This window comes from Tepidimonas fonticaldi, from assembly GCF_007556755.1.
GTDB lineage: Bacteria > Pseudomonadota > Gammaproteobacteria > Burkholderiales > Burkholderiaceae_C > Tepidimonas > Tepidimonas fonticaldi.
The window spans coordinates 1-19,937 of record NZ_VJOO01000002.1 but is presented as its reverse complement, the minus strand read 5'-3'; the positions used below and the strand labels follow the sequence as shown (position 1 = coordinate 19,937).

The 19,937-nt window shown below is 69.1% G+C and carries 16 protein-coding genes; 11 read left to right on the top strand and 5 right to left on the bottom strand.

Features of this window, described 5'->3' with window-relative positions:
* Positions 1-100 precede the first annotated feature (100 nt).
* Entirely contained in the window at positions 101-1,264 is a 1,164-nt protein-coding gene (locus tag Tfont_RS01225; protein WP_143968162.1) for an aromatic ring-hydroxylating oxygenase subunit alpha, read from the bottom strand.
* Positions 1,265-1,535: 271 nt separating this feature from the next.
* Here Tfont_RS01225 and xseB point away from each other — a divergent pair, with 271 nt between their 5' ends.
* From xseB to dut, 7 genes are all read left to right on the top strand, one after another.
* Positions 1,536-1,802, top strand: coding sequence for an exodeoxyribonuclease VII small subunit (gene xseB, locus Tfont_RS01220; RefSeq protein WP_068609246.1), 267 nt, complete (start codon positions 1,536-1,538; stop codon positions 1,800-1,802).
* Entirely contained in the window at positions 1,799-2,731 is a 933-nt protein-coding gene (locus tag Tfont_RS01215; RefSeq protein WP_143968161.1) for a polyprenyl synthetase family protein, read from the top strand. Before xseB ends, Tfont_RS01215 begins: the two co-directional genes overlap by 4 nt.
* 22 nt (positions 2,732-2,753) lie before the next feature.
* The gene (dxs, locus tag Tfont_RS01210) at positions 2,754-4,658 is read left to right on the top strand and encodes a 1-deoxy-D-xylulose-5-phosphate synthase (protein WP_143968160.1); all 1,905 of its coding nucleotides are present in this window, start codon (positions 2,754-2,756) and stop codon (positions 4,656-4,658) included.
* A 229-nt stretch (positions 4,659-4,887) separates the two neighbouring features.
* Positions 4,888-5,967 (top strand): TRAP transporter substrate-binding protein, encoded by a 1,080-nt coding sequence (locus Tfont_RS01205; protein ID WP_143968159.1) that lies wholly within the window; start codon positions 4,888-4,890, stop codon positions 5,965-5,967.
* Between the two features lie 159 nt (positions 5,968-6,126).
* Positions 6,127-6,744, top strand: coding sequence for a TRAP transporter small permease subunit (locus Tfont_RS01200; protein WP_068609254.1), 618 nt, complete (start codon positions 6,127-6,129; stop codon positions 6,742-6,744).
* A 14-nt stretch (positions 6,745-6,758) separates the two neighbouring features.
* Positions 6,759-8,543: a TRAP transporter large permease gene (locus tag Tfont_RS01195; RefSeq protein WP_143968158.1), complete on the top strand. Its 1,785-nt coding sequence runs from the start codon at positions 6,759-6,761 to the stop codon at positions 8,541-8,543.
* A 49-nt stretch (positions 8,544-8,592) separates the two neighbouring features.
* Positions 8,593-9,042, top strand: coding sequence for a dUTP diphosphatase (gene dut / locus Tfont_RS01190; RefSeq protein ID WP_068609258.1), 450 nt, complete (start codon positions 8,593-8,595; stop codon positions 9,040-9,042).
* A gap of 58 nt (positions 9,043-9,100) precedes the next feature.
* On the opposite strand, the gene Tfont_RS01185 is transcribed toward dut, so the two are convergent.
* Positions 9,101-9,598: an FKBP-type peptidyl-prolyl cis-trans isomerase gene (locus Tfont_RS01185; RefSeq protein ID WP_143968157.1), complete on the bottom strand. Its 498-nt coding sequence runs from the start codon at positions 9,596-9,598 to the stop codon at positions 9,101-9,103.
* Between the two features lie 14 nt (positions 9,599-9,612).
* Here Tfont_RS01185 and Tfont_RS01180 point away from each other — a divergent pair, with 14 nt between their 5' ends.
* Positions 9,613-10,806, top strand: coding sequence for a JmjC domain-containing protein (locus Tfont_RS01180; protein WP_143968156.1), 1,194 nt, complete (start codon positions 9,613-9,615; stop codon positions 10,804-10,806).
* Positions 10,807-11,007: 201 nt separating this feature from the next.
* Positions 11,008-11,232, top strand: coding sequence for a hypothetical protein (locus Tfont_RS01175; protein ID WP_143968155.1), 225 nt, complete (start codon positions 11,008-11,010; stop codon positions 11,230-11,232).
* 115 nt (positions 11,233-11,347) lie between these two features.
* On the opposite strand, the gene Tfont_RS01170 is transcribed toward Tfont_RS01175, so the two are convergent.
* Positions 11,348-12,235 (bottom strand): LysR family transcriptional regulator, encoded by an 888-nt coding sequence (locus Tfont_RS01170; protein ID WP_068609264.1) that lies wholly within the window; start codon positions 12,233-12,235, stop codon positions 11,348-11,350.
* A 103-nt stretch (positions 12,236-12,338) separates the two neighbouring features.
* Here Tfont_RS01170 and Tfont_RS01165 point away from each other — a divergent pair, with 103 nt between their 5' ends.
* A complete protein-coding gene (locus Tfont_RS01165; RefSeq protein ID WP_143968154.1) occupies positions 12,339-13,343 on the top strand; it encodes a TerC family protein in 1,005 nt (334 codons plus the stop codon).
* A 15-nt stretch (positions 13,344-13,358) separates the two neighbouring features.
* Here Tfont_RS01165 and argA read toward each other — a convergent pair whose 3' ends face one another.
* A complete protein-coding gene (gene argA, locus Tfont_RS01160) occupies positions 13,359-14,708 on the bottom strand; it encodes an amino-acid N-acetyltransferase (RefSeq protein WP_143968153.1) in 1,350 nt (449 codons plus the stop codon).
* 68 nt (positions 14,709-14,776) lie between these two features.
* On the opposite strand from argA, the gene hrpA reads away from it, so the two are divergent.
* On the top strand, positions 14,777-18,718 hold the full coding sequence (gene hrpA / locus Tfont_RS01155) for an ATP-dependent RNA helicase HrpA (RefSeq protein WP_143968152.1): 3,942 nt from the start codon (positions 14,777-14,779) through the stop codon (positions 18,716-18,718).
* Positions 18,719-18,730: 12 nt separating this feature from the next.
* On the opposite strand, the gene Tfont_RS01150 is transcribed toward hrpA, so the two are convergent.
* Positions 18,731-19,909, bottom strand: a complete 1,179-nt coding sequence (locus Tfont_RS01150; protein ID WP_143968210.1) for a pyridoxal phosphate-dependent aminotransferase — start codon at positions 19,907-19,909, stop codon at positions 18,731-18,733.
* Positions 19,910-19,937: the final 28 nt, after the last annotated feature.

Genomic DNA, 19,937 nt, shown 5'->3' with positions numbered 1-19,937 from the left:
CTGGGCGGGGCGCTCGCGGCGCGGGGGCGCGGCCGGGGGGGAGCCGACCGTCGTGGTCCTGGCGGCCCCGGCGGCCTTGGCGGAATCGTGGCGCAGGGGGTCAGCCTCCGGCGCCGCCGACCGGCATCCCCATGCGGGCCCGGTACCACTCGTGGAAGTGCTGCATGCCGTCTTCCATCGGGCTCTGGTAGGGGCCGACCTCGCTGGTGCCGCGCTGCAGCAGCGCCTTGCGGCCGGCGTCCATGCGCTCGGCGATTTCGTCGTCTTCGATGGCCGTCTCCATGTAGGCGGCGCGCTGCGCTTCCATGAACTCGGGCTCGAAGGCGGCGATCTCTTCCGGATAGTAGAACTCCACCAGGTTGAGCGTCTTGTCCACCGCGATCGGGTGCAGCGTGGAGACCGTCAGCACGTGCGGATACCACTCGACCATGATGTGCGGGTAGTAGGTCAGCCACACCGCGCCGTGCTCGGGCAGGCGGCCCTCGCGGTGGCGCATCAGCACCTCGTGCCAGCGTTCGTACACCGGGCTGCCGGCCTTCGCGGCCAGGTTTTGCACGCCCACGGTCTGCACCGAAAACTCGGGTGCAAACTGCCAGCGCAGATCGTCGCAGGTGACGAAATTGCCCAGCCCCGGGTGGAAAGGCACGACGTGGTAGTCCTCCAGATAGACCTCGATGAAGGTCTTCCAGTTGTAGTTGCACTCGTGCAGCTCGACGTGGCCGAGCACCATGCCGTCGAAGTTGAACACATCGGCCACCTGCATCGCGCGCAGGTCGGCGGCGATGTCGCGGCCGTTGTCCTCGAACAGCAGGCCGTTCCATTCGCGCAGCTTCCAGCGCTGCAGGTTCAGGCACGGATCCTGCGCGAAGTGGGGCGCCCCGATCAGCGTGCCCGTGGGCAGGTTCTGGCCCAGGCCGCCGCTGTAGGTCCAGCGGTGCAGCGGGCAGACGATGTGCCCGCCCGCGTGCGCCTGGCCCTCGTGGTTGAGGTTGCCGCGGCCTTTGAGCATCACGGCCTGCCGGTGGCGGCAGACGTTGCTGACCAGCTCCACGCCGCGCTCGGTGCGCACCAGCGCGCGGCCCTCACCCTCCTGCGGCAGCGCAAAATAATCCCCGACGTTTGGAACCGCATTGGCGTGCCCCACGTAGCGGGGCCCGGACTGAAAGATCGTCTCCAGCTCGCGCCGGAACAGCGCCTCGTCGAAATACACGGACACCGGCAGTTGGCTTTTCGCCTGCTGCAATGGAAGACTCAAATCGGACATGATGATCCTGACCTCAGACTCCCCCGATGACGGGGCGTACAAGCGCTACAGAAACGTGGGGACGGTTCGGCGCGGGGTTGGGGAAACACACCTCCTTGTGGGGTGAAAGCACTGTCCCCCGCCAGTCTGGACATATCCAGGCCGCGGGGGACGGCGGATTCTACCCCCACCCCCGTCGGCGGGGCAACCCACTACAATGATTGGCTTTTTGAGCCGGATCAAAAAACGGCGTCACTCCCCCATGACGCGCCCCGACGCAACGGATCCCGATATGCCACGCGCCAAATCCTCCCCCGCCGTTGCCGACAGCGACGCGGCCCCCGAGCCGCTGCCCAGCACCTACGAGGCGGCGGTGCAGGAGCTCGAAGCCCTGCTGGCGCGGCTGGAGTCCGGGCAAATGCCGCTGGACGATTTGCTCGGGGCGTACCAGCGCGCCTCGGCCCTGCTGGCGTATTGCCGCTCGCGGCTGGAGGCGGTCGAGCAACAGATCCGCGTGGTGGATGGCCAGCAGACCCGGCCGTGGGAGCCCGGGGCATGACGGACGTGGCGCTGCCGGCCGCGCCCGCGGCCGGATTGGGGGAGTGGATGGCGCGGCGCCTGGAGCAGATGGAGGCGTTTTTGGACGCGCACCTGCCCGCCGATGCGCCGGCCGGGCTCGGCGATGCCATGCGGTATGCCGTGCTGGACGGGGGCAAGCGGTTGCGCCCGCTGCTGGCCCTGGCGGCCTGGGAGGCGGTGTCCGGCGATGTCGACCCGGCGGTGGACGCCCCCGTGTGGTCGGTGGCGGGGGCGGTCGAGCTCATCCACGCCTATTCGCTGGTGCACGACGACCTGCCTTGCATGGACGACGATGTCCTGCGGCGGGGCAAGCCGACCGTCCATGTGCGCTACGGCGAGGCCCAGGCCTTGCTGGCGGGGGATGCGCTGCAGGCGCTGGCCTTCGAGTGGCTGGTCGCGCCGCCCTGGGCGCAGGCACGGCCCGCGCTGGCCGTGGCGCTGACGCGGGAGCTGGCCGTGGCGTCCGGCGCGGCGGGCATGGCGGGCGGGCAGGCCATCGATCTGGCCGGGGTCGGGCAGCGCCTGGACCAGCCGGCGCTGGAGGACATGCACCGCCGCAAGACGGGTGCGCTGTTGCTGGCCAGCGTGCGCATGGGGGCGTTGGCGGCCGGGGGGGCAGGCGCCGTGCTGGCGGCGCTGGACCGCTATGGCCGGGCACTCGGCCTGGCCTTCCAGGTGATCGACGATGTGCTCGATGCCACGGCCGACTCCGCCACGCTGGGCAAGACGGCGGGCAAGGACGCCGCCGCCGATAAACCCACGTTCGTTTCGCTGCTGGGCGTCGAGCCGGCGCGGGCCTATGCGCAGGCGCTGCTGGCGCAGGCCCTGCAGGCCTTGCACGACATGCCGGCACAGCCGACGCAACGCCTGGCGGCGCTGGCGCGGTGGGTGGCGCAGCGCCGGTATTGACGGCTTCGACAGGGGGATAGCCATGAACGGATTGCTCTCGTCCATCGACTCGCCGGCCGATCTGCGCCGGCTGGCGCGTCCCCAGTTGCGACCGCTGGCCGATGAGCTGCGCGAGTTTCTGGTGCAAAGCGTGGCGCGCACCGGCGGGCACTTCAGCTCCAACCTGGGGACGGTGGAGCTGACGGTCGCGCTGCACTATGTGTTCGACACGCCGCACGACCGGCTGGTGTGGGATGTCGGCCACCAGACCTATCCGCACAAGATTTTGACCCGCCGGCGCGAGCGCATGCACACCCTGCGCCAGCTCGGCGGCATCAGCGGTTTTCCGGTGCGCAGCGAAAGCGAGTACGACGCCTTCGGCACCGCGCACTCGTCCACCAGCATCTCCGCCGCGCTGGGTATGGCGCTGGCCGCCCAGGCCAAGGGCGAGCGCCGGCGCGCGGTGGCGGTGATCGGCGACGGGGCCATGACCGCCGGCATGGCGTTCGAGGCGCTCAACAACGCGGGCGTCACCAAGGCCCCGCTGCTGGTCGTGCTCAACGACAACGACATGTCGATCAGCCCGCCGGTCGGTGCGCTCAACCGGTATCTGGCGCAGCTCATGAGCGGGCGGTTTTACGCGGCGGCGCGCAGCGTCGGTCGGCAGGTGCTCAGCGTGGCCCCGCCGCTGCTGGAGTTTGCCCGCCGTTTCGAGGAGCACGCCAAGGGCATGGTCGTGCCCGCGACGCTGTTCGAGAAGTTCGGCTTCAACTACATCGGCCCCATCGACGGGCACGACCTCGAATCGCTGGTGCCCACGCTGGAGAACATCCGCCGCCTGCTCGACGACGGCGCGGGCCCGCAGTTCCTGCACGTGGTCACCAAGAAGGGGCAGGGCTACAAGCTGGCCGAGGCCGACCCGATCACCTACCACGGCCCGGGCAAGTTCGACCCGCAGGTCGGCGTCGTCCCCCCGGCGCAGCCGCCCAAGCCCACCTTCAGCGCCGTGTTCGGCCAGTGGCTGTGCGACATGGCCGAGCGCGACAAGCGGCTCATCGGCATCACGCCCGCGATGCGCGAGGGCTCGGGCATGGTGGAGTTCCACCGGCGTTTTCCGGACCGTTATTACGACGTCGGCATTGCCGAGCAGCATGCGGTGACCTTTGCCGCAGGGCTGGCCTGCGAGGGCCTCAAGCCCGTGGTGGCGATCTATTCCACCTTTTTGCAGCGCGCCTACGACCAGGCCATCCACGACGTGGCGCTGCAAAATTTGCCCGTCGTGTTTGCGCTGGACCGTGCCGGCATCGTCGGTGCCGACGGTCCGACCCACTGCGGCGCGTACGACATTCCGTTCCTGCGCTGCATCCCCAACGTCGCCATCGCGTGTCCGTCGGACGAGGCGGAGTGCTACCAGCTGCTGACCACGGCCTACGAACAGCCGCATCCCGTGGCGGTGCGCTACCCGCGCGGCGCGGGCGTGGGCGCGGCCCTGCCGCGCGAGCCGCAGGCACTGCCCTACGGCCGGGGCGAGGTGCGCCGACGGGGCCGGGGGGTGGCGATCCTGGCCTTCGGGACCCTGCTGCACCCGGCGCTGCAGGCAGCCGAGGCGCTGGGCGCGACGGTGGCCAACATGCGCTGGGCCAAACCCCTGGACCGCGACCTGGTGTTGGCGTTGGCGCGCGACCACGAGGCGCTGGTCACGGTGGAGGAGGGCGCCATCGCCGGCGGTGCCGGGGCCGCGGTGATGGAGCTGCTCGCCGCCGAAGGCGTGCTGCGGCCGGTGTTGCCGCTCGGCCTGCCCGATCGCTTCATCGAGCACGGCGACCCGGCGCTGTTGCTGGCGCGGCTGGGGCTGGATGCGGCCGGGATCGAGCGCAGCGTGCGCGACCGTTTCGGTGCGCATCTGGTGGCCCGGCCGGTGCTCGAAGTGGTGCATCCCGCCGCCTGAACGGCCAATGTGCGGCCCGTGTGCACAAGCGTGGGGCGTGAGACGATTTGTTTGACGTTTGAAATAAATTCAAAATTCCCCGCGAAAACCCCGCTCTCAGGGTAAACACCCCCGTCGTCGCCGGTGGGCCTCCACTATATTCCTGTCCGCAGTGCTGACCGGTTCCGAATCTCCCGTGAGTCCCGTGAGCTGGTGGCGGCATCAACCCATTCACAAGGAGTCTCCCTACATGGATCGTCGTTCCGTCATCAAGCACGCCGGCGTGGCCGGCATCCTGGCGGCCGCCGCAGCCCCCGCGGTGCATGCCCAGGCCACGATCCGCTGGCGCCTGACCTCCAGCTTTCCCAAGTCGCTGGACACCATCCACGGCGCGGCCGACGTGTTCGCCAAGAAGATCGGCGAGATGTCCGGTGGCAAGTTCCAGGTGACGGTGCATGCTCCGGGTGAACTGGTGCCCGCCTTGGGCGTGGTGGACGCGGTGCAGCAAGGCACGGTGGAGGCGGGTCACACGTGCGCGTATTACTACTTTGGCAAAGATGACACTTTCGCCATCGGCACAGCCATTCCGTTCGGCCTGAACAGCCGTCAGCTGACCGCCTGGTACTACGAAGGCAACGGCCTGAAGCTGTTCCGTGAGTTCTACGACCAGTACAACATCGTCAACTTCCCTGGCGGCAACACCGGTGCCCAGATGGGCGGGTGGTTCCGCAAGGAAATCAAAGGCCCCGCCGACTTCAAGGGCCTGAAGTTCCGCATGGGCGGCTTCGCGGGCAAGGTGCTGGGCCGCATGGGCGCCGTGTCGCAAAACATTCCGGGTGGCGAGATCTACCAAGCGCTGGAAAAGGGCACGATCGACGCCTGCGAATGGATCGGGCCGTACGACGACGAGAAGCTGGGTTTCAACAAAGTCGCCAAGAACTACTACTACCCGGGCTTCTGGGAGGGCGGCGCCCAGGTCGACTTCTACATCAACAAGAAGGCCTACAACGACCTGTCGGCCGAATACAAGGCCATGGTCGAGTCGGCGGCGGCCTATGCCCACGCCGAAATGCAGGCCCGCTACGACGTGCGCAACCCGGCGGCCCTCAAGCGTCTGGTCGCGGCTGGCACCAAAGTGGCGCCGTTCCCGAAGACGGTGATGGACGAGGCCTTCAAGCAGGCCATGGCGCTGTACGACGAGCTGAGCAACTCCAACCCCAACTGGAAGAAGATCTACAGCGACTACGCGGCTTTCCGTCGCGACCAGAACCTGTGGTTCCGCCTGCCGGAAGCGGCGTTCGACCGCTACATGCAGGGCACCAAGCTGTAATCGACGAGGGCGGTCATCCCCAGCCCCGCGCAAGCGGGGTTTTTTGTGGGTGACCGTTGGGTGTGGTGCCGGGCGGCACCGGCACGCCCTGCGGGCCGTGCCGGTTGGTCGGTATACTGCCCGGCTTTCTCGTTCGGGACCCTGAACCAGGGGATAGGAATGCAAGCGCTGCTCACCTTCTCTCGGCTGATCGATGCCATCAGCGACCGCATCGGCAAGCTCGGCATGTGGCTGATCCTCTTGACCACGTTGATCAGTGCCGCCAATGCCGTCTCGCGCAAGGCGTTCGACCTCAGCTCCAACGCCTTCCTCGAGATCCAGTGGTATCTGTTCGCGGCGGTCTTTCTGCTCGGTGGCGGGTACGCGTTTTTGCGCAATGCCCATGTGCGCATCGACTTCGTGTCCAGCCGCTTTTCCGACCGTGCCCGCAACTGGGTCGACATCGTCGGCATCCTCGTCTTCGTCCTGCCGCTGTGCTACATGATGGTGGTGCTGGGCTGGCCGCTGTTCGAGCGCGCCTGGCAGTCCGGTGAGATGTCGTCCAACGCCGGGGGGCTGATTCGCTGGCCGGTCTATCTGCTCATCCCGGTGGGCTTCGTCATCCTGTTTCTGCAGAGCGTGAGCGAGTTGATCAAGCGCATCGCCTTCCTCACCGGGCACGGCCCCGACGTGCTGGCGCATACGGGCCCGAGCGAGGCGCAGCAGCTCGCCAAGGACATCGCCGAGGCCGAGAAGCGCCATGAAGAAGAGGTCGCCGCCGCGGCCCGCCAACACTGAGCGACGAGACGACCATGGTCGAATTCCTCACCAACAACTTCGTCCCGGTGATGTTCGCCGGGCTGCTGGTCTTTCTGCTGAGCGGCTTCCCCGTGGCCTTCGGGCTGGCGGCGACAGGGCTGTTCTTCGGCTTTATTGGCATGGAGATCGGCCTGTTTGCGGACACGCTGTTTCAGGCGCTGCCGCTGCGCGTGTTCGGCATCATGCAAAACGACACGCTGCTGGCCATCCCGTTCTTCACGCTCATGGGCATCATCCTGGAGCGCAGCGGCATGGCCGAGGATCTGCTGGAGACCGTCGGACAGGTGTTTGGCCCGGTGCGCGGCGGGCTGGCGGTGGCCGTGGTGCTGGTCGGTGCCCTGCTGGCAGCCACCACCGGCGTCGTGGCCGCGGCCGTCATCTCGATGGGCTTGATCTCCCTGCCCATCATGCTGCGCTACGGCTACAACCGCACCATCGCCACCGGCACCATCACCGCCTCGGGCACGCTGGCGCAGGCCATTCCGCCGTCGCTGGTGCTGATCGTGTTGGCCGACCAACTGGGCCGCTCGGTCGGGGACATGTATGCCGGCGCGCTGATCCCGGGCCTGCTACTGGTCGGGTTGTATCTGGTGTTCATCGCCGGTGTGGCCATCGTGCGGCCGTCGTGGGTGCCGCCGCTGCCGCCCGAGGCGCGTGTCTACAACGAGCCCAACGGCGCCAGCGGTCACCGCTCGCTGTTTGCCCTGCTGGCCCTCTCGGCCGTGGCCGGCTATCTCTGGTGGCAGAACCACGAGGCGGTCGTCAATCCCTTGACGGGCCGTGACGGACCTGCACCGGGCGATGAGCGGGTGATTTTCACCATCGCCATCGCGTCGTTCTTCGCGTTGGCTGCGGCGATCGTCAACCGCGTGGCGCGGCTGGGTCTGCTGTCGCGGTTGGCGCAGCAGTTCACCTTCGTGCTGATTCCGCCGCTGATCCTGATCTTCCTGGTGTTGGGGACCATCTTCCTGGGTATTGCCACGCCGACGGAAGGCGGTGCGATGGGCGCGGTCGGCGCACTGATCATGGCGGCTTCGCGCGGTCGCTTGTCGATGTCGCTGCTGAAGCAGGCGATGGAGAACGCCACCAAGCTGACCATCTTCGTGATGTTCATCCTGATCGGCTCCACGGTGTTCAGTTTCACTTTCAACGCGGCCGACGGTCACATCTGGGTCGAGCACCTGTTCGACAAGCTGCCGGGTGGCGCGCTCGGGTTCCTGATCGTCGTGAACCTGCTGGTGTTCATCCTCGGCATGTTCATCGACTTCTTCGAGATCGCCTTCATCGTGATCCCGCTGCTGGCGCCGGTGGCCGACAAGATGGGCATCGACCTGATCTGGTTCGGTGTGATCATCGCGATGAACCTGCAGACCTCGTTCCTGACGCCGCCGTTCGGTTTCGCACTGTTCTACCTGCGCAGTGTCGCCGCACGCGAGGACTACACGGACCGCGTGACCAAGCAGCGCATCCCCGCGGTGACCACGGCGCAGATCTACAAGGGCTCGATCGCCTTCATCGTGCTGCAGCTCATCATGGTGGCCGCCATCATGGCTTTCCCCGGGCTGGTCATCGACCACCTGGGCCCCAAGACGGGGGTGGACGACGCCGCCGTGATGGAAAAGCTCGACCAGCTGGGTGGCGATGGCGCCTCGCCCTGGGGCGATGACGAAGAGGCCAACCCCGACGAGGGGCAGGAGGAATCCGCCCCGAGCGATCAGGGCGAGGAGATCGACCCCATCAAGGCGCTCGAGGAAGCCGCCAAGAAGGCCCAGCAGTGACCCCGCCGGGGCGGCCCGAGGCCGGTGCCGCCCCGCGCATGCCATCCCCATGCACGTCGACGTCAAGATCCTCGATCCCCGGCTGCACGCACAGCCGCCCGCCTACGCCACACCGGGCAGCGCCGGGCTGGACCTGCGCGCCTGCTTGGATGCCCCGCTGACGCTGGCGCCCAACGCCTGGCAACTGGTGCCCACGGGGCTGGCCATCCATTTGGCCGACCCCGGCTACGCGGCGCTGATCCTGCCGCGCTCCGGTCTGGGCCACAAACACGGTCTGGTGCTGGGCAATCTGGTCGGGCTGATCGACAGCGACTACCAGGGGCAGCTCATGGTCAGCGCCTGGAACCGCAGTCCCGTGCCGTTCACCATCGAGCCGTTGGAGCGCATTGCGCAGCTCGTCATCGTGCCGGTGGTGCAGGCGCAGTTCCGTGTGGTCGAGGCATTTGCCGAGGCGACGGCGCGCGGCGAGGGCGGCTACGGCTCCACCGGCCGCGCGTGATCGTTCCCCGTTCCGGGCCCGGGGTGCAGGGCGTTCAGCCGCGCAGTGGATTGCGCCGTCAGTCGCGCAAATGCACCTGGAAAAAGCCCGTGCCGGTGCTGCCGCGGCCGACCTCGTCCACCGTCGCCTCGCGCACGTCGTGCACCCGCAGCGTCAGCCGCAGGGCCATGCCCGCCAGGGGGTGGTTGGCGTCCAGCACCACGTGCTCGGGGTAGATTTCGCTGACGAAATACAGCCGGTCGCGCGGTGCGTCCGGCGTGCAACCCGGGGGCAGCCCCTCGAAGGCCATGCCCACCTCCAGCTCGGCCGGGAAGGCCGAGCGCGGCTCCAGATAGATCAACTGGTCGTCGAAGTCGCCAAAGGCGTCCTTCGGCTCCAGGTGCAGCTCCACGCGGTCGCCCGGGCCACGGCCGACCAGGGCCTGCTTGATGCTGGCCAGCAGGTCGCGGCCGCCGACCAAAAACTCCACCGGCTCGTCCGAGGCGTCGAGCACGTCGCCCAAGGTGTCCTTCAGGGTCCAGCTCAGGCTGGCCACGCAGGGGGGTGCGATTTTCATCGGACAATTGTCCCATGAGACGACCCACGCCCTCCAGCGCCTTTCCGTTCCCCCGGCCCCAGCCGTCCGAGCCGACCCCGCTGCTCGGCGGGCTGACGCCCGAGCAGTTCATGCAGCGCCACTGGCAGCGCCGCCCGCTGCTGATCCGGCAGGCGGTGGCGGGCTTCCGCCCGCTGCTGTCGCGCGCCGAGCTGTTTGCGCTGGCCGCGCGCGAGGACGTGGAGTCGCGCGTGGTCGAACAGCACCCCGACGCCGGCGACCCAGCCCACACCTGGCGGCTGCGGCACGGGCCGTTCGATCCCCGTGCGCGGCGGGGCGAGCGCGCGCTGCCGCCGCTGCGGCGCCCGGGCTGGACGCTGCTGGTGCAGGGCGTGGACCTGCACCACGACGGGGTGCATGCGCTGATGCAGCGCTTTCGCTTCGTGCCCGACGTCCGGCTGGACGATGTGATGATCTCCTGGGCCAGCGACGGCGGCGGGGTGGGGCCGCACTACGACAGCTACGACGTCTTTTTGCTGCAGGCCAGCGGGCGGCGCCGCTGGCGCATCGGCCGGCAGCGGGATCTGGCGTTGCGGCCCGATCTGCCGTGCAAGATTCTGCAGCGCTTCGAGCCCGAACAGGAGTGGGTGCTGGAGCCCGGTGACATGCTCTATCTGCCGCCGCGCTGGGCCCACGACGGGGTGGCCGAGGGCGACGACTGCATGACGTATTCCATCGGATTCCGGGTGCCGCAGCGCGGAGGGCTGGCGGCCGAGCTGGTGCAGCGGCTGGCCGACGAGCACGAGGACGAGGCCCTGTACCGCGACCCCCGCCAGCCCGCTACGACCGAGCCCGCGCGCATCCCGGCGGCCCTGCAGGCTTTTGCGCGCGAGGGGTTGCAGCGCCTGGTGGCGGACGAGCGGGCGCTGGCCTGCGCCCTGGGCGAGGTGTTGACCGAACCCAAGCCGCGCGTGTGGTTCGAGCCGGCCGAAGTCCCGTGGACGCCGGGCGCCGTCGTGCTGGACCGGCGCACCCGCATGGCGTACGACGAGCACCATGTCTTCATCAATGGCGAGGCGCTGATCGCACGCGGGCGCGACGCCCGCTTGATGCGCCGGCTGGCCGATGCGCGCGAGCTGCCGGCCGACGAGGTGCGGCGCGCCAGCGACGATGCCCGCGCCGTGCTGGCGCAGTGGTTCGAGGCCGGCTGGCTGCATGCGGTGTCCTGATGGGCGCGGCAGACAACTTCGGTAGCAAACGTTACGATTGCTTACAAGGGTAAACCCTGGGTTGGTTACATAATGAATACGTTTGGTGCACAGCCGCTCGCGCGGTTGGCGCACACGGACCACAGGTCGTCCCCGTGCCGGCGGGGCGACGGTTGTGCAACACGGACTCCCGGTGTCCCCCCGATTCGGAATCGACCTCACATGAACAAGACCGCTCTGATCGCTGCTTTGATCGCCGCCACCAGCCTGGCTGCCTGCGGCAAGAAGGAAGAAGCTCCTGCACCCGCGCCCGCCCCGGCGGCCGCTCCGGCCCCGGCCCCCGCTGCGGCGCCCGCCGACAACGCCCAGCAGCCCGCTGGCGACCAGGCTCAGCAACCCGCGCAGCAGCCCGCTGGCGAGGAAAAGCCGGCCGAGCAGAAGCAGTGATGTCGTCGCGCGTCGGCAAGCATGCCGGCGCCTGAGCGATCGGGCACGCCGGGCCGTAACCCGGCTGCCACCGAGCCGCCTCCCACGGAGGCGGTTTCGTTTTTTCGGGATGCCGTTAAGGGGGGCTGGCGGCATGCTGCAGCAGCCGTTGCACCAGCGGGTGCTGGCGCATGCGCCGGCTCAGGATGGCGTGGATGTCTTCCCGCACGCCCGCGCACGCGCCCAGCGGCAGCAGTCCGGGCAGCGGCCCGTCGCTGTCCAGGCCCAGGCGGCTGGCGGGAAAGACCCCCAGCCCGCGCGCGGCAAACACGGCCATCAGGGCGCTGTCCTCGAACTCCCCGGCCACCCGGGGGCACAGGCCGTGCTCGTCCAGCCAGCGATCCAGCAGCGGGCGCAGCGGCGAATGCGCGGTCGGCAGCAGCACGGGCAGCCCCTGCAGCGCGTGGGGAAAGCCGCGCCGGGCGTCGGGCGTGACCAGCGTCGCCGGACCGTACCAGTCCACGGGTGAGCTGGCCAGGCGCTCGCTGTCCACGGCAAAGGTGGGCAACGGCGTCGCTGGCTGGCCGGTCAGCACCAGGTCCAGGCGGTGCAGCGCCAGTTCCGCGAGTAAGGCGGCAGGTTCGCCTTCGTGGCAGACGAGGTGCAGATCGGGCGCATCCAGCAGCGGCTGCAACAGCGCGTGCGCCGCCAGTTTGGACAGGCCGTCGGACAGCCCCACGGCCAGGCGCAGCGCCGGGCGGCTGGCTGCTTCGCGCACGGCCTGGGGCAGGCTGCTGCCGATGCGAAAAATCTCGTCCGCCCGCGCAAAGGCGGCCCGGCCGGCGTCGGTCAGGGCCACGGTGCGGCCGGCCGGGCGCAGGAGCTGGTGGCCCAGCGCCCGTTCCAGCTCGCGCACCTGGGCGCTGACCGTCTGCACCGCCATGTCCAGGCGCTCGGCCGCGCGGGCAAAGCCGCCTTCGCGCGCGACCATCCAAAAGTAGTACAGGTGGCGGTAGTTGAGCATCTGACGTTTCGGTTTTTTCGAACCGATTATCCGTATCGTCGGTATTTTTTTCGGACGTCGGTGTCCGCATAATCGAGGCTTTTCAGGAATATCCGACCACCGTATGGACGCTTTGCTTGCTTTTGGGGCCGCCGATTTCATGGGCAAACCCGCCTGGATCTGGGCGGTGTTCATCGGCATCGTCATCGCCTTGCTGGTCTTTGACCTGGGCGTGCTGCATCGCGAGCAGCGCGAGATTGGCGTGCGCGAAAGCCTGCTGCTGTCGGCGGGTTACATCACCGCGGGCCTGCTGTTCGGCACCTGGGTGTGGTGGTACCTGGGTGCCGACAGCGGCATGGCGTACTACACCGGCTTTTTGATCGAGAAGTCGCTGTCCATGGACAACGTCTTCGTGATCGCGCTGATCTTTGGCTTTCTGGGCATTCCGCGCCTGTACCAGCACCGGGTGCTGTTCTGGGGCATTTTGGGCGTGATCGTTCTGCGTGCGCTGATGATCGGTCTGGGCGCGGCGCTGGTCCAGGAGTTCGCGTGGATCCTGTACGTGTTCGGCGGCTTTTTGGTCATCACGGGTGTGAAGATGTGGTTTGCGGCGGATGAGGAGCCGGACATCGCCAACAACCCGTTGCTGAAGTTTCTGCGCCGGCGCATGCGCGTGACGGATGGCCTGCGCGGCAACGCCTTCGTGGTGCGCGAGCCGCACCCCGCGACGGGGCAGCCCGTGCTGTGGGCGACGCCGCTGTTGCTGGCGCTGGTGCTGGTGGAGACGGCCGACCTGATCTTCGCCGTCGACTCGGTGCCGGCCATCTTTGCCATCACCACCGACCCGTTCATCGTCTACACCAGCAACATCTTTGCGATCCTGGGCCTGCGGGCGCTGTACTTTGCGCTGGCGGCGATGATCCACCGCTTCTACTACCTCAAGTACGCGCTGGCGCTGGTGCTGGTGTTCATCGGGGCGAAGATTTTCCTGGTCGGCATCGTGGGCAAGATCCCGGCGGTGGTTTCGCTGTCGGTGACCTTGGGCCTGATCGCCGGAGGCGTGCTGTACTCGCTGTGGAAGACGCGCCAGGACGAGGCCGCCCGCGGCGGCCCGCACCGCGTCATGTGACGGGCGGGGGCCGCCTCAACCCAGGCGCTTGACCAGCACCTGGCTGCGCCGGTCCCAGTTGTATTTGCGCTTGCGCGCCTCGGGCAGCCAATCGGGCGGCACGGGCTGAAAGCCCCGTTTGAGGAACCAGTGCATGGTGCGGGTGGTGAGCACGAAGATGCTCTCCAGCCCCATCAGCCGCGCGCGCTGCTCGATGCGCTTGAGCAGTTTTTCGCCGTCGCCCTGGCCCTGCGCCTGCGGCGAGACGGTCAGCGAAGCCATCTCGCCGGTGCGGGCCTCGGGGTAGGGGTAGAGTGCCGCGCAGCCAAAGATCACGCCATCGTGCTCGATGATGGTGTAGTTGGCGATGTCGCGTTCGATCTCGGTGCGGCTGCGCTTGACCAGCGTGCCGTCTTTCTCGAACGGTTCGATCAGTTGCAGGATGCCGCCCACGTCGTCGGCGTTGGCCTCGCGCAGGCTCTCCAGCTTCTCGTCCACGACCATGGTGCCGATGCCGTCGTGCACATACACCTCCAGCAGCAGCGAGCCGTCCACGGCAAAGGGGATGATGTGGCTGCGCTCCACGCCCCCCTTGCAGGCCCGCACGCAGTACTGCAGATAAAAGCCCGGGTCGGTGGGCTGCGCGGGCTGCGGCCCCTCGGCCAGGATGCGCTCGGCGTCGGCCAGCGGCAGCTCGGTGTCGATGGGGTTGTCGTCGCCTGGCGGATCGAACGGCCGCACGCGGATGCCGGGGATCTCGGTGACGAAGATGAGCTTGTCGGCCTGCAGCGCCACCGCGACGCTGGTGGCCACCTCCTCCATGCTGAGGTTGAACGCCTCGCCCGTGGGCGAGAAGCCGAAGGGCGACAGCAGCACCAGCGCCCCCATGTCCAGCGCGCGCACGATGCCGACGGCGTCCACCTTGCGCACCAGCCCCGAGTGCTGAAAATCGATGCCATCGACGATGCCCACCGGCCGCGCGGTGATGAAGTTGCCCGAGATGACGCGCACGGTGGCGCCCGCCATGGGCGTGTTGGGCAGCCCCATGCTGAAGGCGGCCTCGATCTCGTAGCGCAGTTGGCCCGCGGCCTCTTGGGCGCTGTCCAGTGCCACCGAGTCGGTGATGCGGATGCCGCGGTGGTAGCGGGCTTCGTGCCCCTTGGCGCGCAACTGCTCGTTGACCTGCGGGCGAAAGCCGTGCACCAGCACGATGCGCACGCCCATGCTCTGGATGAGCGCGAGGTCCTGCACCAGGTTGGGCAGCTTGCCGGCGGCGATGGCCTCGCCCGGCACGCCGACCACGAAGGTCTGGTTGCGGAACTTGTGGATGTACGGTGCCACCGACCGGAACCAGGGCACGAAGGTGAAATTGAAGACGGTGGACATCGGGTGGGCAGCAGGCGGCCGCCGGTGGCGGCGTGGGGAGCGGTCGGGATCGGGATAATCGCGCGGTCATGCCGCAAAACGAAGTGTGCCACCAGCCGGCGCGGGCGCCGGTGATCGCGTTTCCGGAATCGCTGCCGGTGTCCGCCCGGCGCGACGAGATCGAGGCCGCGCTGCGCGCGCACCCGGTCGTCATCGTCAGCGGGGAGACCGGCTCGGGCAAGACGACGCAGCTGCCCAAGATCGCGCTGGCGATGGGGCGTGGCGGCGGCGTGGACTGGCGCGCGGGGGACGGGGCGACGCGGCGGCGGCGACCGCTGATCGGCCACACCCAGCCGCGACGGCTGGCGGCCACGTCGGTCGCGGCGCGCATCGCGGAAGAGACGCAGACCGAGCTCGGCGCGCTGGTCGGCTATCAGATCCGCTTCCACGACCGGCTGCAGCCGGGCGCGGCGATCAAGCTGATGACCGACGGCATCCTGCTGGCCGAGACGCAGCGCGACCCCCTGCTGCGCGCCTACGACACGCTGATCATCGACGAGGCGCACGAGCGCAGCCTCAACATCGATTTCCTGCTCGGGTATCTGAAGCAGCTGCTGCCCAAGCGCCCGGACCTCAAGGTCATCATCACCTCGGCGACGATCGACGCCGAACGCTTCGCGCAGCATTTTGCCGGGCCCAACGGGCCCGCACCGGTCATCCAGGTCAGCGGACGCACCTACCCGGTGGAAATCCGCTGGCGCCCGTTCGAGGAAAGCCGCGACTACGGCTTGAATGAGGCGATCGCCGACGCGGTGGACGAACTGTGGCGCGGCGGCGCGCACGATGGCGACATCCTGGTCTTTCTGCCCGGCGAGCGCGAGATCCGCGACGCCGCCGACCATCTGCGCCGCCACCTGAGCCACCAGCCGGCGCTGCGCGGCACCGAGGTGCTGCCGCTGTACGCGCGCTTGAGCGCGGCGGAGCAGAGCCGCATCTTCCACCCGAGCGGGGCGCGGCGCATCGTGCTGGCCACCAACGTGGCCGAGACGTCGCTCACCGTCCCGGGCATCCGCTACGTGATCGACTCCGGGCTGGCGCGCGTCAAGCGCTACAGCCTGCGCAGCAAGGTCGAGCAGCTGCTGGTGGAGCCGATCAGCCAGGCCGCGGCCAACCAGCGCGCGGGCCGCTGCGGCCGCGTCGCCGAGGGCATTTGCATCCGTCTGTTCGATGAGCGGGATTTTGCCGCGCGGCCGCGCTATACCGACCCGGAGATCCTGCGCTCGTCGCTGGCCGGCGTCATTCTGCGCATGAAGTCGCTGGGATTGGGTGACGTGGAGGCGTTTCCGTTTCTGGAAGCGCCGTCGCGCCGCGCCATCACCGACGGCTACCAACTGCTGCAGGAGCTGGGCGCGCTGGACGACGGCCTGGCGCTGACCCCCTTGGGACGCGAGCTGGCCCGGCTGCCGTTGGACCCGCGCGTGGGGCGCATGATCCTGGCGGCGCGCGACCGCGGGGCCTTGGCGGAGGTGCTGGTCATCGCCAGCGCCCTGAGCGTGCAGGACGTGCGCGAGCGGCCCCTGGAGGCGCAGGCCAAGGCCGACCAGGCGCACGCGGTCTTCGACGACGAGCGCAGCGAATTCGTCGGCATCCTCAAGCTCTGGGACTGGCTGGAGAAGGCGCGCGGCGGCGTGCATGCGCCGGGCGAGGCCCCGACGCACCGGCTGTCCAACCGGCAGTACGAGGCGCTGCTGCGCGAGCGCTTCATCCACCTGCGCCGCCTGCGCGAATGGCGCGACATCCACCAGCAGCTGCACACCGTGGCCGCGGAGCACGGCTGGAAGCCCAACACCCAGCCCGCCACCTACGAGCAGATCCACCTGAGCCTGCTGGCGGGGCTGCTGGGCAACGTGGGCTGCAAGCACGAGTCGGAGGACGTCTATCTGGGCGCGCGCGGCATCAAGTTCGTGCCGCACCCGGGGGTGCGGCTGAAAAAGCGCCCCGGCCGCTGGATCCTCTGCGCCGAGCTGGTGGAAACCACGCGCCTGTACGGCCGCGGGCTGGCGACGATCGAGCCGCAGTGGCTGGAGCAGGTGGGCGCGCATCTGATCAAGCGCCAAGTGGGCGATCCCCACTGGGAAAAGCGCAGCGCCGAGGTCGTCGCCCACGAGCGCGGCACCCTCTACGGCCTGACGGTGTACAGCCAGCGCCGTGTGTCGTATGGCCGCATCGACCCCGCGGCCGCGCGCGAGGTCTTCATCCGCGAGGCGCTGGTCGCCGGGCTGACCGAGGACACCTGGGACACCCGGCTGCCCTTCTGGTCGCACAACCGCCGCGTGCTGCGCGAGGTGCAGGCGCTGGAGCACAAGGCCCGGCGCCAGGATGTGCTGGTGGACGATGCGCTGATCTACGCCTTCTACGACAGCCAGATCCCGGCCGGCATCTGCACGGGCCGCGATCTGGAGCGCTGGTGGCGCGAGGCGTCGCGCACCCAGCCGCGGCTGCTGATGCTCAGCCGCGATGAGCTGATGCGCCACGAGGCGGCAGGCATCACCACGCAGGCCTTTCCGCCCGTGGTGCGCCTGGGCGGGGTGGATTGCCGGGCGCATTACCTGCACGAGCCGGGCGACCCGCGCGACGGCGTGACGGTGGATGTGCCCTTGTTCGCCCTCAACCAGGTGTCGGCCGAGCGCGCCGAGTGGCTGGTGCCGGGAATGTTGCGGGACAAGGTGCTGGCCTTGCTCAAGAGCCTGCCGCAAAAGCCCCGCGCACGGCTGGTGCCGCTGCCCGAGACGGCGCAGAGCCTGACCGAGGCGCTGCTCGCGGCCGCGCGCTGGGCCCAGGGCAGCCTGCTCGATGCCGTGCTGGCCGCGGTGCGCGAGCGCACGGGTCTGCCGGTGCAGCGTACCGACTTCAAGCTCGAGACGGTGCCGGCCCATTTGTTCTTGAACATCCGGGTCGTGGATGAGCATGGCCGCCAGCTCGCCATGGGGCGCAACCTGCCGGCCCTCAAGGCGGAGTGGGGGGGGCAGGCGCGGGGCGCCTTCCAGGCGCTCGCGGCGCTCAAACTCGGCGCCGCCGTCCCCGCCGAGTCCGCCTCGTCGTCTGCCGCCCAGCCCTCCGTGCAGGCCGCCGACCGGGCCCCGGAGCGCCAGGCTGCACCCGCGCAGCCGGATCTGCCCGACGCCAGCACCCGCCACACCCGCTGGACCTTCGGCCCCTGGCCGGAGATGATGGAAATCCGCCAGGGCCGCCAGACACTGATTGGCTACCCGGCGCTGCTGGACGCGGGCGACGCCGTGACGCTGGCCGTCTACGACGAGCCCGAGCTGGCCGCGCGCCACCATCGTCTGGGGCTGCGGCGGCTGTTTGCGCTGCAGTTGCGCGACACGCTCAAGGCGCTGGACAAAAACCTGCCGGATTGGCAGAAGATGGCCGTGCTGTACATGCCGCTGGGTACGCAGGACGAGTTGCGCACCCAGATCGTGGAGGTGGCCATCGAGCGCGCCTTTTTGCAGGCGCCGTTGCCGCACGATGGCGAGTCCTTCGAGCGCCGCTTGCAGGAGGGGCGGGGGCGTCTGGTGCTGATCGCCCACGAGGTCGCGCGGCTGGCCGCGCAGGTGCTCACCGAGTGGGCCGCCGCCCAGCGCAAGTTGCGCGACGGCAAGCCCCCGGCCGCCACGGCGGCAGACGAGCAACAGCACCTGCAGCGGTTGGTGGGCAAGCGGTTTTTGCATGACACGCCGTGGGAGGCGCTGACCCATCTGCCGCGCTATCTGAAGGCGGTGCAGTTGCGGCTGGACAAGTGCCGCGCCGATCCGGCGCGCGATGCCGCGCGGCTGGCCGAGCTGCGCCCGCACGAGCAGCGCTTCTGGCGTCTGGTGGCCGAACGCAAGGGCCAGCTCGACGAGCGCCTGCAGGAACTGCGCTGGATGCTCGAGGAGCTGCGCGTCAGCCTGTTCGCGCAGGAGCTGCGCACCCCCTACCCGGTCAGCCTCAAGCGGCTGGACAAGGTCTGGGCGCAGATCGGCTGAGGGAAGGTCCCGTCACAGCCGGGCCAGCCGCTCCAGCGCGGTGTCCAGGGTGGCGTCGCGCTTGGCAAAGCAAAAGCGCACCACCCGCTGATCGAACCCGTCGCCATAGAAGGCCGACAGCGGGATCGCGGCCACGCCCACCTCGCGCGTCAGCCATTCGCAGAAAGCGGCTTCGGGCAGGTCGCGCTCAGGGACTGCCAGCGCGCTGTAGTCCACGCACTGGAAATAGGTGCCCTCGCACGGCAGCAGGCGGAACCGGGTGCGCGCCAGCCCGGCGCGGAAGCGGTCGCGCTTGGCCTGGTAGAAGGCGCTCAGCCCCAGGTAGGGGGCCGGGTCGGCCAGATAGGCCGCCAGCCCGTGCTGCATCGGCGTGTTGACCGTAAAGACGTTGAACTGGTGCACCTTGCGGAACTCGGCCATCATCGCCGCCGGGGCCAGTACATAGCCCACCTTCCAGCCGGTCACATGGTAGGTCTTGCCAAAGCTGCTGACGATCAGCGCGCGCGCCGCCAGTCCGGGGTGCGTGGCCAGACTCTGGTGCGTCTGGCCGTCGTAGACCATGTGCTCATAGACCTCGTCGCCGATCAGCCAGACGTCCGTGCTGGCCACCAGGTCGTACAGGCGCTGCAGGTCGCCGGCGCCCCAGACCGTCCCGCTCGGGTTGTGCGGGGTGTTGATCAGGATGGCGCGCGTGCGCGGGCTCAGGGCGGCGGCCAGGCGGTCGAAGTCCGGGCGGAAGGTGCCGGGCACGAGCGGCACGCGCACCACCGTACCGCCGGCCAGCTCGATGTTGGGTACATAGCTGTCGTAGCACGGCTCCAGCACGATCACCTCGTCCCCGGGGTGGACCAGCGCCAGGATGGCGGTCAGGATGGCCTGGGTGGCGCCTGCCGTGACCGTGATCTCGGTGCCGGGGTCGTAGCGGCGGCCGTACAGCGCCTCGACCTTGCGCGCGATGCCCTCGCGCAGCGCCGGCACGCCCGCCATCGGCGGATACTGGTTGTGCCCGGCCTGCATGGCCGCGGTCACCGCCTGGGGCAGCCGGGGGTCGCAGTCGAAGTCGGGAAAGCCCTGCCCCAGGTTGACGGCACCGGTCTCCTGCGCCAGGGTGGACATGACGGTGAAGATGGTCGTGCCGACGTGGGGCAGCCGACTGGTCAGCGCGGGCGTGCCGGCGCTGCGCGAGGGCATCGCGCGCAAGGTCGAGGCGCTGTACGGC